Raw genomic sequence first — 12471 nt, 5'->3', positions numbered from 1 at the left:
ATGAGCCAAGTCAGGACCAGCCCGAGTCCGCGCCGAGCTCCCGGAGCCGGTCCACGTTCGCCCTGGTGCCGGCATGGAAGGCGAGGTGGTTGAGCCCTGGCTCCGTCCTGCGGTGCGTGCTTCCCGTGAGGGCCGCGGACTGCTCGATTACGATGTACGTGCCTCCGAGTTTCCAACTGCAGCCCTCGGGCCACTCCTGGAATTGTTCGTAGCCCAGTTCGGCCAGCAGCCAGCCCCATTCTTCCTGCGCCCGGCTGATGTGGGGTACCCAAATTTCTACGTGGTGCAGCGAACCCACCGGAACATCAGCCATGCGCAGAGTCTACGTTTGACGGGGGCCCGCGGGAATGCCGGGCAACTCCACGACAAATGCCGCGCCGCCCTCACGCGCCGCGCGCACACTGATGCGGCCGCCCATCCGCTGCACGATCCTTGCCGCGATGGACAAACCGAGTCCGCTTCCAACCGGCCGTTCTCCGCTGTATCTGGCAAAGAGCGCACCGCGTTCGAACGCGACGGAGGCATCCGCCTCCGTGAGGCCAGGGCCGCCGTCGCGCACTTCAACGGTGAGTCCGTTGCCGGAAAGGTAAGCGGCGAGCACAACGGGAGCGCTTTCAGGGGTCACGCGCAGCGCGTTTTCCAGCAAGCCGTCCACCACTTGGCGCAGGCGCTGGCCATCGCTGCGGACCGGCAATGGCCCGGAAGGCAGTTCGAGCCGACCGGCAATTCCGTTCTGGACGCAGACCGCTTGCCAGGCCTGCCAACTCTCGCGCAGGATCAAGGATGTGTCCACAGGCTGGAGTTCCACGCGGAAATCATCGGACTCAAGCCGTGCCAATTCCAGGAGATCGCGGACAAAACGGTCCAGGCGGTTGGTTTCGGCCACGAGCGTCCGTCCGACCCCGCTCACGTCGTCTCCGCTGACAACGCCATCGGCAAGCGCTTCGGCGTAGCCCCGCAGCGCGGTAAGTGGTGTCCGGATTTCGTGCGAAATGGAGAGCAGGAACTCGCGTTGGCGGCCCTCGCTGGTCCGGAGCGCTGCATCGAGGGCCGCCAGCGCCTGCGACACCTCCACCACTTCGGCCGGGCCGCCGGGTGCTACGGCCACGGATCGTTCTCCGGCTGCGAGCCGATGGGCCGAATGCGCCGTACGCACCAGCGGCCGGCTCAACCATTGCGCCAACAGGCCACCGGCGACGATGGCGAACACCAGGCAGACCGCGAGGGCAATCAGCATGCGGCTCAGGAGGGGAGCGGCGGCCGCGCGGATTTCGGACACGGGCTGCGCCAGCACCACGCCTCCGCCGGCCGCCAAGGGCCGGGCCTCGAGGACCACGGTGTTCTGTGGACCGTTCACCGACGTCGAGACCGACTTTCCGGTCAATACCTCCGCGACGGTCTTCGCATCCACCAGCCTCGCCCCGCCGCCTGTCACGCGGCCGTCGGTGCTGATTTGCGCGAGCCTCGCGCCGTGCGTGAGCAAATCTGTGCGCAGGTCCTGCAGGCTCCCAAGGCTTGACTGCTTGCTGAGGGAATCGGCCTCGACCGCGAGGTACTTCTTGGCTTCGTCCACCGCCGTGGCGTTGACCAGCTGCGCCGCCAGAAGGCCGGCAAGTACGACGGCGACGGTCGCGACGGCGGCGATCACCGCCGTCGTGCGTCCGGCCAGTGTGCCGAACCAGCGCCTCACGTGGCTCCTCCGGCGCCGGGACGGAGCACGGACGAATGGGGAGGCGCGGCCGAATAGCCGACGCCGCGGCTCGTCGCGATGGGGGAGTGCTCGCCGAGCTTGGCACGGAGCTGCGCGATGTGCACATCCACTGTCCGCCCGGCGGCATAACTGGCCTGCCCCCACACGGCGGACAGGAGCTGCTCCCGGGAAAAGACCCGGCCAGGCTGCGCCATGAGGTACGCGAGGAGGTCGAATTCGGTGGCCGTCAGGGTGAGTTCCTCGGTTCCCGCGCGTGCGGTCCGGTTGAGCGGATCCAGTTCGACGCTGCCCAGCACGAGCGGTTTGGAACGTGGGGTTCCTTCGGTCCGGCGCAGGACCGCCTTGACCCGCGCCACTAGTTCGGAGGGCGAAAACGGCTTGGTGAGATAGTCGTCCGCGCCCAATTCCAGGCCAAGGACGCGGTCCACCTCCTCATCCCGGGCCGTGACGAACAGTACCGGCGTCCAGTCCTCTGCCTGCCGCAGTTGCCTGCAAAGCTCGATCCCGTCCAGACCGGGCAGGCCGACGTCGAGAATCACCGCGACCGGTTTGAGCCGCTTGATCTGTGCCAGCGCGGATACCCCGTCCCGCTCAACGTGTACGCCGAAACCCGCGCGGCCCAGATAGAGGCGTTGGATATCGGCAATTGCCCGTTCATCCTCGGCAATCAGCACCAATCCGCGGCTGTCTTCCATGCGTCCATTCAACAGCAAGGATCAAGCCTGTGGAGCGTCCTCGTCGGCCGCCGGGGACGGTTTTACATTCCTCGAACATTGGCCGAACAATCAATTCATGCGGCCGGACCAGAGTGTGGTGAAGAGCGCCGGCGGATCGACCACCGGCCGGAACAAAGGACACGGACCATGAACAACAGCATCCCGAGCTCCAGCACTCCCGTTGAGGGCCGCAAGCGTACCAAAGCGCGCACCGCCGTCGTCAGCGTCCTCGCAGCAGGCCTCCTGCTGGGCGGCGGCGTGATCGCCGCCAACGCTGCTACCTCAAGTAGCCCGAGCACGACGGCGGCAGCCACCTCCCAGCCCACCGCGACGGCCGGGACTGCAACAGCGGCGGCGGCCAAGACGGCGCTCGCGCGGCATCCGCTCGCGGCGGCCCTGCGGTTCTTCGTGAACGGTGACAGCAGCAAACCGAACTACGGCCAACGCGCCGCGAAGATCGCCACGTTCATCCTGGACAAGCGCCCGAAACTGGCCGCGAAGCTTCCAGCCGCGCTGCAAGCGGACCTGAAAGCGCTGAAGGACGCAGCCGACGGCGACCGGGTGGCCAAGGCAACCCACATCAGGGACACAGCCCTGAACGGCGGCTACGGCCCGAAGATCCAGGCGCAGGCAAAGCGGATGCAGGAGCAGAAAGCCGACCGCAAGGCTTAAATGGCGGCAAGGCTGGTTATTTGTGGCGGGACCGCCACAAATAACCAGCCTTGTTGTGCAGACGCGGGCCGCCCGCAGCCCCGTCCGCCCTGTGTCTGGACCGGCAGTGTGCCTAGGCCGGAACGGGGTCCCGGTCCGGATCCGCCGCTACGAGGGGACCGTCGTCGAACGGCATTTCGTCGAGGTCGATCAACGGGTTGGTGTCCTGGGTGGCAACCAGCTCGCGGGCTTCGGCCTGCGTGTCCACGCTTGGCATGGAGCCCGGAAGTGGCCGCTGTGCGGATTCGCGCAGGAAGTAGATGGCGATTGCGCCAACCACGGACGTTCCCATGAGGTAATACGCGGGCATCATGTCGTTGCCGGTGCCTTGGATCAAGGCGGCGACAATGAATGGCGTGGTGCCGCCGAAGATCGCTACGGAGAAGTTGTAGGCGATGCCCATTCCCCCGTAACGGCTCGAGGTCGGGAACAGCGCCGGAAGCGCGGAGGCGAGGTTGGCTATATAGAACGTGACCGGGAAGGCGATCAGGGCCAGGCCGGCAAGCGTGGACCAAATGTCGCCGATGCCGATCAGCAGGAAGGCCGGAACAGCGAACACGACCGTGCTGACGGCCCCGATCCACAGGACGGGCCGGCGGCCGATCCGGTCGGAGAGCTTGCCCGTCAACGGGATGCAGACTGACATGACGACCAAAACGGGGATGGTCAGCAGCGTGCCATGAATAGGGTCGTAGCCCTTGGACTCGGTCAGGTACGTGGGCATGTAGGAAGTCAGCATGTAGCCCACCGTGTTGGCGGCTGCGGCTAGGATCATGGCGAGGATGATCTGGCGCCAGTAAGCCTTCACGATGCCGATGGGACCCTTGGCTACCGCGGCGTCGCCCGCTGCGGCGTCCGCGGCGAGGGCTTCCTGGGCATCCAAAGTGGCTTGGAACTGGGGTGATTCCTCGATCTTGCTACGGAAGTACACGGCGATGACGCCGAGCGGACCCGCAATGAGGAAGGGCAGTCGCCAGCCCCAGTCCTCCATGGCCGATTGGCCGATGGTGAGCTGCAGGACGGACACGAGCGCCGCGCCAAGGGCGAAGCCGATGTAGGAGCCCATGTCCAGGAAGCTCGCGAAGAAACCGCGGCGCTTATCCGGAGCGTACTCGCTCACGAACGTGGTGGCGCCGGCGTACTCGCCGCCGGTGGAGAAACCCTGGACAAGCTTCAGGATGACGAGCAGTGCCGCTGCCCAGATACCGATTTGTGCGTAACCGGGCAGGAGTCCGACGGCGAAGGTGCTTGCCGCCATCAGCAAGAGTGTTGTGGCGAGCACCTTCTGGCGGCCCACCTTGTCGCCCAACCACCCGAAGACAACGCCGCCGAGGGGGCGTGCCACGAAGGTTGCGGCGAATGTTCCCAGCAGGAACAGGGTCTGCACGGACTTGTCCGCCTCGGGCAGGAAGACCGGCCCCATCGTGGTGATGAGGTAGCCGAACACGCCGACGTCGTACCATTCCATCGTGTTGCCGACGATCGTGCCGCCGAGTGCTTTTTTCAGCATGGGCTGGTCAACGACGTTGACGTCGGATACTTTGAGTCGACGGCGTGTTGGAAGTTTCAATTTTGAGGCACCGCGTGGTGCGTTCTTGCTCGTTGCAGCGGCGTTCCTAGCGCCTGCTGAAGAGTCGGTGATGCTTCGGTCTGTGGGCATTTGTGTTTCTCCTAGGGAGATCATTTGCTTGCGACATACAGCTGCTCCGCTCTGGGCAGGGTTTCAATTTTACGCGAGATTCGCCCAATCTTAGAGTTGGGCTCCGAATTTCGGGGCCATTCCGGACCCTTTCGGGCACAAATGTCTGACATCCGCGGACCCCCTGCAGCCCCGGAATCACGCGGATTTTGGCGTGCTCCGGAGGTGCGTTACCAAATCGTTTGATTCAGGGCCCCGGAACGCACAGTTTGCTGATCATTTCCGGTGGATTGCCCGTTGTTTTCCCAACACCACCGTGGCATCGAATTCTCCAGAATGGACCACCCGCGCGGACAGCCCGGCGTCCTCGAACAGGGCCGCCGTCGTCGCGGCCTGCCGGACGCTCGTTTCGATCAGCAGCCGACCGCCGGGAGCCAGCCACAACGGAGCCTCCCCAGCGATCCTGCGCTGCACATCCAAACCATCCGAGCCGCCGTCGAGCGCCACCCGCGGTTCATGCAGCCGGGCCTCTGGCGGCATCATCCCGATCGAGTCCGTGGGGACGTAGGGAGCGTTGGCCACCAGGACGTCAACCCGGCCGCGAAGAGCGTCCGGCAGCGCCGAATAGAGATCGCCTTCGTGCACCTGGCCGCCCACCGGGCCGAGGTTACGGCGGGCGCAGCGGACCGCAGAGGGGTCGACGTCGGCCGCGTGAAGCTCGATGCCGCCCGCCGCGGCAAGCAAAGCGGCGCCGACGGCACCCGAACCACAGCAAAGATCGACGACGACGGCGCCCGGCCGGGCGAGGCGGGCCGCCGCCTGGACGAGGTACTCCGTGCGGCGCCGGGGGACGAAAACGCCAGGGTCCACGGCGATGTGTTGGCCGCAGAACTCTGCCCAGCCCAGGAGGTATTCAAGGGGTAAACCCGAGATGCGTTGTTCTACCAGGCAGTCAAGCTCCTCGGGAGCGTGCGCCGCGGCGATCAGGAGCCGGGCCTCTTCTTCGGCGAAGACGCAACCGGCAGAACGGAGCCGTGCCGTGACGGCGGAATGGGACGGCTGGAACGTGGGTGCTGACATAGGAGAGCCTTTCGGGATACCGAGGGGTGCTCTCCGGGCCATGCTAGCCGAGGGTGGAGGCGGGAACCACGCCTGAAACGGCTTCGACGAAAGCCGGGGTTCACAAACACAGCCCGGAGTGTCTAGGGTGGGTGCATGGGAACACTGATTTTTGAATAGGCCAGCGGGTCACCGCTGAGTTTGAACCGACAAAAATCCATGCCTGTTGAGGCTTCGCCTCCGCGCCGTTCCTGTTGCTTTCACTAGACCCAGGGTCTCGCAGCGGACGTCGCGTCCCGATACCTCCTCCGGCACATCAAGAGCTTTAAGGAGTCCGCTGCATGACACCGAACACACCCGAAACCGACGCCGGGCAGGAACCAGAAGCGCAGGAAACCGTCGCCCCGGCTGCCGGTGTCAGATCGAAACTGACTGACGCCCAGAAGGAGATGCTAGCCAGCAAGTCCCGTGGCGGGGCAGGGAACGGCTGGCAAAGCACCGGAAAAGGACACAAACCCACTCAGGCGAGTGGCAAGCTGGCCAAGTCCGAGAAGAAAGTCCGCTGGTAGATCCTGCAGACAAGCGGACCGCTCCCACCTAGTATGGAAAATCCCTTCGTTTCAATGCAGAAAGGAAGAACAATGGCTGCGAAGCACGTTGAGCAACAAATCAACTCCGAGGTGGCCAGCCACTTGGTCGAGTCCATGGATAAAGCGCCCATGCCAGCCCCGGCAACGGTGGCCATGGCCCTCGGCTCGACCCAAGGACCGGCCTGGCCGGACGTCAGCGGCAAGGCCAAGCACCCCAAGGACCGCGGCGCAAGCCACGGCCGCGTAGGCCAGCAGGCGGCAGTCACCGCGGTCCACCGCACCAGCCGTCCGCAGATGCCGCACTCCTCCTAGGAACCCACCCTCCTCAGCCCAACTGACTCGCACTTAATGTCGTTCTGAGCCCTCATAACGACATCTGCTGCCAGTTAGTTGGGCTGAGTTACGTGCGGGAGGCGTAAGCGTGCGGGCCTGGGTTATGCGCGCTCGACGTCGTCGGGAGACTTGTCGGGGCGCCAGCCCCGCCAGACGGGATGGCGCATTCTCTCGGTGCCGGTCCAATCGCCGAACGTCACCTCTCCCACGAGCTCGGGGGAAACCCAGTGCGCCGTGGCGGCGTCCTCGGCCGGGATGTCGTGGAAGGGAGAGTCCGGGCGATCGAGACCTTGCAGGCGCTTCAGGATGTCGCGCAGTTGCCAGTCCTTGAACCCTGTGCCCACCCGGCCCGCGTAGCGCAGCTTGTCGCCGTCGGGAATCCCCACCAGCAACGCGCCAATGGTCCCCAGCCTCGTCCCGGAGCCGGGCCGCCAGCCACCCACCACCACTTCCTGCGTGCGTTCCAACTTGAGCTTGATCCAGGACCTGCTGCGCCGCCCCGGCTGGTACCGGCTATCCGCGCGCTTGGCCATGACGCCCTCCAAGCCAAGCTCGCCGGCGCTGGCCAGGATGTCGTCGAGGTCATGTTCCAGGATCTCGGACACATGGATAGGGGAGCCCTGGGCCGGCAGCTTGGCGCGGAACTCCGCCAGCTTTTCCCGGCGCTCGCTGAGCGGCAGGGACGTGAGGTCGGCACCGCCTTGGGACCCGGCGTCGTACAGGAGATCGAACACCATGAGCTGCACGGGGACCGCGGCCCGGGCACGTTCGACGTCGCCGGGCTTGAAGAGGTTCATCCGCTTCTGGAGCAGCTCGAAGCTGGGCCGGCCGTTCTTGCTGAGTGCGACGATTTCGCCATCTGCCACGAAGTCGTGGTCAGGCCAATAGCGCGGATCCGCCAGTTCGGGGTAGGTGGGTGTCATGTCGATCCCCGAGCGGCTGGTCAACCTGATCTTGCCGCCCGAGCCTGAAACGATCGCCCGGAAACCGTCCCACTTGAGCTCAAACAGCCAGTCGCCGGAGGAGACATCGGCGGTTGTCCCGGAGGTTGCGAGCATGGGCGCGTAGCTGGGGGTCCCGATCGGTTGGGGCCGGGAGTCAGGCAACAGCACCGTCCGATGGCCCGGTTTGTCCTTCATCAGGTGGATCAGCCATTGCGACGGCGACTCCCCGGTGTGGATGAGCGCGAAGCGGCGGGTCCCGTGCAATCCGCCGCCGGGCTTTCCGGTGAGGGTAGCGATGACTTCCTTGCCGTCGCGCCATTTTTCGCACTCGAACTCGCCGCTGTCCCAGATGCTGACCGTCCCGGCACCGTATTCGCCCTTCGGAATGATGCCCGCGAATTGCGCATACTCCATCGGGTGGTCCTCCGTGCGCACCGCGAGGTGGTTCTTGTCCGGAGTGTCGGGCACGCCCCGCGGCAAGGCCCACGACGCCAGGACGCCGTTGTGCTCCAGCCGGAAATCCAGGTGGAAACGGCGGGCATGGTGCTCCTGGATGACGAAAATTCCGCCGGGCGGGTTGGGTTCCGCGTCGGACTGGAGGGGGCGCGAACCGGCTTGGTGCTCGACGGCGGGAAACGGTTCGGGGGTCCGCTGCGGATCGCGCTTGTCCACGTAGCTGGCCAGCCGAGGGTTCAAGGCCGCGCCCCCGACGGCGGTGCTGACGCCGGCCGCGCCGGTGCCCGCGCGGTGCGAGTGGGGCGGGCCGCCGTCGTCGTTCTTGGTTCTGGAACCGCCGTTCGAGTGCGAAGTGGCGTGCCCGCCCGCCACCGCGGCGAAGGGGTCCTTTCCCTCTTTGACGCGCGCCATGACGGCCGTGAAGTCCAGATGCTCGAGCTTGGGCGATGCGAGTTCGCGCCACGTCCTCGGGGCGGCGACCATGGGGTGGGCCCGACCGCGGAGGGAGTACGGCACGATGGTGGTCTTGTTCCCGCTGTTCTGGCTCCAATCCACCAGCACCTTGCCGTTGCGCAGGGTTTTCTTCATGTCGCTGACCACGAGGTCCGGATGGTCGGCCTCAAGCGAGCGCGCCAATTCGTGCGCGAACGCGGAGACCTGCTCCCATTTGCGGGTGCCATCCAGTCCGGCGTAGAGATGGATCCCTTTGCTGCCGCTCGTCACAGGAACCGGATCGAGGCCGATGTCCTGCAGGATGCTGCGGGCCAACTTGGCGACTTCGACGCATTCGGAAAGGCCGGTGCCGGGACCGGGGTCGAGGTCCAGGACAAGGCGGTCCGGCGGCAGCATGGTCCCGTCGGCGTCCACTTGCCATTGCGGCACGTGGATTTCCAAGGCTGCAATCTGGGCCAGCCAGGTGAGCGTGGCGAGGTTGTTGACGAGCGGATAAACGTTGCTGTGTTCCCTGTGCTGGATGGTGACCCGGGGAACCCATGACGGCGTGGAGTCGTCCAGGTTCTTCTGGAAGAACATAGGCCCGGGATCCGACGTGGTCCCTACTCCGTGGACCCAGCGCTTCCGTGTGGCGGGCCGGTTGGCGGCAGCCGGGATCAGGAACGGGGCAACGGCGGCATAGTATTCGAGCACTTCGGCCTTGGTGGTGCCAGTCTCCGGGTAGATGATTTTGCCCAGGTTGGTGAGCGTCAGTTCATGGCCTTCAACGTTGACGCGTTCCTTCTGGCTGGTTGCCACCTCTTCACCTCCGCCGTGTTGTGATGTTCACTTAGTGCATGAGGGCCATATGGAAGGGTTCTATCGCGTTCGGGCTGGTCAACGTACCCGTCAAGCTCTACAGCGCCACCGAGGACCACGATGTCAGTCTCCACCAGGTCCACAACAAGGACGGGGGCCGAATCCGTTACCAGCGGAAGTGCGAAATCTGCGCCTCTGTTGTGGATTACGAGGATATCGACAAGGCCTACGAAGAGGAAGGCCGCACCGTGGTGCTGTCGGCGGCCGATTTGAAGTCGCTGCCTGCGGAGAGCAGCCGCGAAATCGAGGTTGTGGAGTTCGTTCCAGCTGAGCAGTTGGACCCCATCATGTACGAGCGGCCCTATTATCTCGAGCCGGATTCCAAGTCGCCCAAGGCCTACATGCTTCTTCTGCGCACTTTGCAGGACACCGAACGCGTGGCCATTGTGCAGTACGCCCTCCGGCAGAAGACCAGGCTGGGCGCACTGCGGGTACGGGGCGATGTGCTGATGCTGCAATCCCTGCTCTGGGACGACGAAGTCCGCGAAGCAAACTTCCCTTCGCTGGAAACCGACGTCAAGATCTCGGACAAGGAACTTGAGATGTCCTCGGCCCTGGTGGATTCCATGGCGCGCGACTTCGAGCCCGAGCAATACACCGACAACTACCAAGTTCAATTGCGCCAACTCATCGCGGCCAAACTCGAAAAGGGCGACTCCATCGACACCGAGGAGACGTTCGGTGTGGCAGCCAGCGAAGGGGAAGGTGGCGAGGTCATCGACCTCATGGAAGCCCTCAAACGGAGTCTCGACAAGAAGCGCGGCAAAGCGTCTGCCGGCTCGTCCGACGAGTCCTCCGCTGAAGGGTCCGACGACGGCGCCACAGCCAAGGCGGCCAGCAAGCCGAGGGCGAGGGTCAAGAAAGCCTGACGCGCCGCCGTCGTGCGCTTCGTGAACGCTGGGCATGCTCCCAGTGGCCTGCGCCGGAGCAAGGCACATGTCCCATGGATGGCCTAGTGGTTTCGCAACGCAGAGATCAGCTCGGATTTCTTCTTGCTTGAGTACCCTGTGAGCCCCAGTTCCTTCGCCCGGGACTTCAATTGGGGCACAGTCCAGTCTTCATAGTCGCCCGAGGTGCCGCCGCGCCGGCCGATTTCCTTGCGGCCCTCCTTGGCAGCGGCATTCGAGATCCTCGCGGCCTTTTCCTTCGAGGCGCCATCCTCACGAAGGCTTTCGTAGAGTTCCGGATCCTTGAGGCTGGGATTCTTCTTGTTTGGCATGCGATCCTCCTTTGGTCAGGATCCGGGCTAGGACGGAAGCTCCATCCGGAACCCGCAGCGGCATTGCAGCACCTTTGTGGCCAGGTACACGTCGAGAAGGTCGACGGCGGGGTCTTCGGTGGACACCGGTGCATACACGCTGTGGAATCCGGTTCCTGAGATCTTCATGGGTTCGCCGCAGTGGATGTATTCGCCGCCGAATTGCAGCACACCTGACACCGTGCCTCGCTGGTTCAGGATGGCGGCGACGTCCTGGAATGTTGCGGCATGCGCGTAGAACATATCGCATTCCACGCAGGTGTAGGCGACATCCACGAACTCTGCCGACGGTGGCTTCAGGGGCTCGATGGAATCGAGAATCACGTACTCGGCGGTGCCGCAATGGCCGCACCAGATTCGTTCCCCTTTGGGGAGGGGCGCGCCGTTGGGAACAAGCGGGTCAGAGATAGTCGGCATCGACTTAACTCCTTGAACCAGGAAGTGCGGCTCCCGCGCGAGGCGGAAGCCGCACTTCGAGCGGATTTAATCCTTCTTGAAAGCGTCCTTGACCTTTTCACCGGCCGATTTCAGGTCGCTCTTGCTCTGATCCATCTTGCCTTCGGCTTCGAGTCTCTCGTTACCCGTCAGCTTTCCAGCCGCTTCCTTGGATTTGCCTGCAAGCTTTTCTCCGGCGTTCTGGATCTTGTCATCTGCACCCATGGACGTACTCCTTTGCTGGTAAAGGGACTTTCTTCGATTCGCCAAACGGTGTGGGGCCTGGCCGACAGGGCCAGGCGTCCTCACTGCAGTTGCCGGTCAAACTCCGTGTGACCTGCGGCCGGACATGAAGCTAAGGAGCCAGCCGATGGCCGCGACAATCAGGAGGACCACGCCGACCCAAAGGAGCCAGCTCACGGCCTGCGAGAAGCCGCCGACGAGCAGAAGAACGATTGCCACAACGCCTGCAATGATCAGAAGAGTGTTCACAATGACACATTCCTTACTTCAGCGGGACCGCTGGCAAGCGCCCGGGTCCCTTGCGATGTATTCGGTTGTCAGTTCGCTTGCGAACCGTTGTTCCCCGCCAGGCCCGAAGGCCCCGTGCAAGGTCTTGCTGTAGTGATACCGCCCCGGATTTTCAGGGTTTTCGTCCGGTAAGAACCGGCATCGACTTCCTCCATGGTACTACTAAGCACCCTTATCAAATCAAGTACTAAGTACGCTTACAAAGATTTTTGGATATCGTCGTAGGCTAAACGGAAGGTCGAGCGCAGGTTTCCTGCGCTCGCATCGGACGGTCGTTTAGGAGGAGAAAACGTGAAAGCATCGCAAACCCTGGCAGGTAACCTCCAGTTGGTCCTGACGGATCTCATTGAACTCCAGCTCCAAGGAAAACAGGCCCATTGGAACATTGTTGGCCCTAATTTCCGGGACTTGCACCTGCAGCTCGACGAACTCGTCGCAGCCGCCCGGGAGTTCGCCGACGAAACCGCCGAAAGGATGCGGGCGCTCCATGCCCTTCCCGATGGCCGGAGCACCACCATCGCCGCCTCAACAAGGCTGGAGCAATTCCCCGCTGGATTGACCAAAACCAAGGACGCCGTGAAGCTGATCACCGATCGCCTGGAGCGGACGGTCCAGACCATGCGTGATGTCCACGACGAAGTAGACGAAGAAGACCCCACGACGGCGGACCTGCTCCACGCGTTCATTGCCCGTTTGGAGCAGCTCGCTTGGATGATCAGTGCCGAGATCATGTCGGCCAGTGCGTCCGTGGCAGATCCACAGGAAGCCTAGGAACCC

At 64.0% G+C, this 12471-nt stretch carries 15 protein-coding genes; 5 read left to right on the top strand and 10 right to left on the bottom strand.

All coding sequences use genetic code 11. The annotated features are described in order from the left end of the window. Positions 1–10: 10 nt before the first annotated feature. Genes VLA65_RS11630 through VLA65_RS11620 form a run of 3 tightly spaced genes read right to left on the bottom strand, consistent with a single transcriptional unit; the run spans position 11 to position 2406 of the window. Positions 11–313 carry a VOC family protein gene (locus VLA65_RS11630; RefSeq protein WP_332602583.1) on the bottom strand — a complete coding sequence of 101 codons (303 nt, stop codon included), beginning with the start codon at positions 311–313 and terminating at the stop codon, positions 11–13. 9 nt (positions 314–322) lie between these two features. Continuing rightward, entirely contained in the window at positions 323–1690 is a 1368-nt protein-coding gene (locus tag VLA65_RS11625; protein WP_332602582.1) for a sensor histidine kinase, read from the bottom strand. Further along, entirely contained in the window at positions 1687–2406 is a 720-nt protein-coding gene (locus VLA65_RS11620; RefSeq protein ID WP_059388398.1) for a response regulator transcription factor, read from the bottom strand. Before VLA65_RS11620 ends, VLA65_RS11625 begins: the two co-directional genes overlap by 4 nt. Before the next feature lie 168 nt (positions 2407–2574). On the opposite strand from VLA65_RS11620, the gene VLA65_RS11615 reads away from it, so the two are divergent. Beyond that, complete coding sequence (locus tag VLA65_RS11615) at positions 2575–3099, top strand: hypothetical protein (protein WP_332602581.1); 525 nt, start codon at positions 2575–2577, stop codon at positions 3097–3099. A gap of 112 nt (positions 3100–3211) precedes the next feature. Here VLA65_RS11615 and VLA65_RS11610 read toward each other — a convergent pair whose 3' ends face one another. Beyond that, complete coding sequence (locus VLA65_RS11610) at positions 3212–4798, bottom strand: MFS transporter (RefSeq protein ID WP_332602580.1); 1587 nt, start codon at positions 4796–4798, stop codon at positions 3212–3214. A gap of 255 nt (positions 4799–5053) precedes the next feature. Next, complete coding sequence (locus VLA65_RS11605) at positions 5054–5857, bottom strand: putative protein N(5)-glutamine methyltransferase (RefSeq protein ID WP_332602579.1); 804 nt, start codon at positions 5855–5857, stop codon at positions 5054–5056. Between the two features lie 320 nt (positions 5858–6177). Here VLA65_RS11605 and VLA65_RS11600 point away from each other — a divergent pair, with 320 nt between their 5' ends. Then, positions 6178–6405, top strand: a complete 228-nt coding sequence (locus VLA65_RS11600) for a hypothetical protein (protein ID WP_059388400.1) — start codon at positions 6178–6180, stop codon at positions 6403–6405. A 72-nt stretch (positions 6406–6477) separates the two neighbouring features. Beyond that, the gene (locus tag VLA65_RS11595) at positions 6478–6738 is read left to right on the top strand and encodes a hypothetical protein (RefSeq protein WP_284990778.1); all 261 of its coding nucleotides are present in this window, start codon (positions 6478–6480) and stop codon (positions 6736–6738) included. A 122-nt stretch (positions 6739–6860) separates the two neighbouring features. Here the strand turns inward: VLA65_RS11595 and VLA65_RS11590 are convergent, their stop codons facing one another. Beyond that, positions 6861–9410, bottom strand: coding sequence for an ATP-dependent DNA ligase (locus VLA65_RS11590; RefSeq protein WP_332602578.1), 2550 nt, complete (start codon positions 9408–9410; stop codon positions 6861–6863). Between the two features lie 38 nt (positions 9411–9448). Here VLA65_RS11590 and ku point away from each other — a divergent pair, with 38 nt between their 5' ends. Beyond that, a complete protein-coding gene (ku, locus tag VLA65_RS11585; protein WP_059388401.1) occupies positions 9449–10339 on the top strand; it encodes a non-homologous end joining protein Ku in 891 nt (296 codons plus the stop codon). Positions 10340–10422: 83 nt separating this feature from the next. Here ku and VLA65_RS11580 read toward each other — a convergent pair whose 3' ends face one another. From VLA65_RS11580 to VLA65_RS11565, 4 genes are all read right to left on the bottom strand, one after another. Then, a complete protein-coding gene (locus tag VLA65_RS11580; RefSeq protein WP_284990774.1) occupies positions 10423–10689 on the bottom strand; it encodes a DUF7218 family protein in 267 nt (88 codons plus the stop codon). Positions 10690–10716: 27 nt separating this feature from the next. Then, the gene (locus tag VLA65_RS11575) at positions 10717–11145 is read right to left on the bottom strand and encodes a hypothetical protein (RefSeq protein ID WP_059388402.1); all 429 of its coding nucleotides are present in this window, start codon (positions 11143–11145) and stop codon (positions 10717–10719) included. A gap of 66 nt (positions 11146–11211) precedes the next feature. Next, positions 11212–11388 carry a CsbD family protein gene (locus VLA65_RS11570; RefSeq protein WP_059388403.1) on the bottom strand — a complete coding sequence of 59 codons (177 nt, stop codon included), beginning with the start codon at positions 11386–11388 and terminating at the stop codon, positions 11212–11214. 96 nt (positions 11389–11484) lie between these two features. Beyond that, positions 11485–11655 (bottom strand): DUF2207 domain-containing protein, encoded by a 171-nt coding sequence (locus tag VLA65_RS11565; protein ID WP_139359614.1) that lies wholly within the window; start codon positions 11653–11655, stop codon positions 11485–11487. Between the two features lie 330 nt (positions 11656–11985). On the opposite strand from VLA65_RS11565, the gene VLA65_RS11560 reads away from it, so the two are divergent. Next, entirely contained in the window at positions 11986–12465 is a 480-nt protein-coding gene (locus VLA65_RS11560) for a Dps family protein (protein WP_332602577.1), read from the top strand. The last annotated feature ends 6 nt before the right edge of the window (positions 12466–12471 follow it).

Source organism: Arthrobacter sp. S2(2024) (assembly GCF_036662515.1).
Lineage (GTDB): Bacteria > Actinomycetota > Actinomycetes > Actinomycetales > Micrococcaceae > Arthrobacter.
The sequence above is the reverse complement of the archived record's forward strand: the minus strand, read 5'-3'. Positions and strand labels throughout refer to the sequence as shown.

Coding starts and splice junctions, on each gene's coding strand:
- VLA65_RS11630 (WP_332602583.1), bottom strand. CDS start 313: ATGGCTGATGTTCCGGTGGGTTCGCTGCACCACGTAGAAATTTGGGTA.
- VLA65_RS11620 (WP_059388398.1), bottom strand. CDS start 2,406: ATGGAAGACAGCCGCGGATTGGTGCTGATTGCCGAGGATGAACGGGCA.
- VLA65_RS11615 (WP_332602581.1), top strand. CDS start 2,575: ATGAACAACAGCATCCCGAGCTCCAGCACTCCCGTTGAGGGCCGCAAG.
- VLA65_RS11610 (WP_332602580.1), bottom strand. CDS start 4,798: ATGCCCACAGACCGAAGCATCACCGACTCTTCAGCAGGCGCTAGGAAC.
- VLA65_RS11605 (WP_332602579.1), bottom strand. CDS start 5,857: ATGTCAGCACCCACGTTCCAGCCGTCCCATTCCGCCGTCACGGCACGG.
- VLA65_RS11600 (WP_059388400.1), top strand. CDS start 6,178: ATGACACCGAACACACCCGAAACCGACGCCGGGCAGGAACCAGAAGCG.
- VLA65_RS11595 (WP_284990778.1), top strand. CDS start 6,478: ATGGCTGCGAAGCACGTTGAGCAACAAATCAACTCCGAGGTGGCCAGC.
- ku (WP_059388401.1), top strand. CDS start 9,449: ATGAGGGCCATATGGAAGGGTTCTATCGCGTTCGGGCTGGTCAACGTA.
- VLA65_RS11580 (WP_284990774.1), bottom strand. CDS start 10,689: ATGCCAAACAAGAAGAATCCCAGCCTCAAGGATCCGGAACTCTACGAA.
- VLA65_RS11575 (WP_059388402.1), bottom strand. CDS start 11,145: ATGCCGACTATCTCTGACCCGCTTGTTCCCAACGGCGCGCCCCTCCCC.
- VLA65_RS11570 (WP_059388403.1), bottom strand. CDS start 11,388: ATGGGTGCAGATGACAAGATCCAGAACGCCGGAGAAAAGCTTGCAGGC.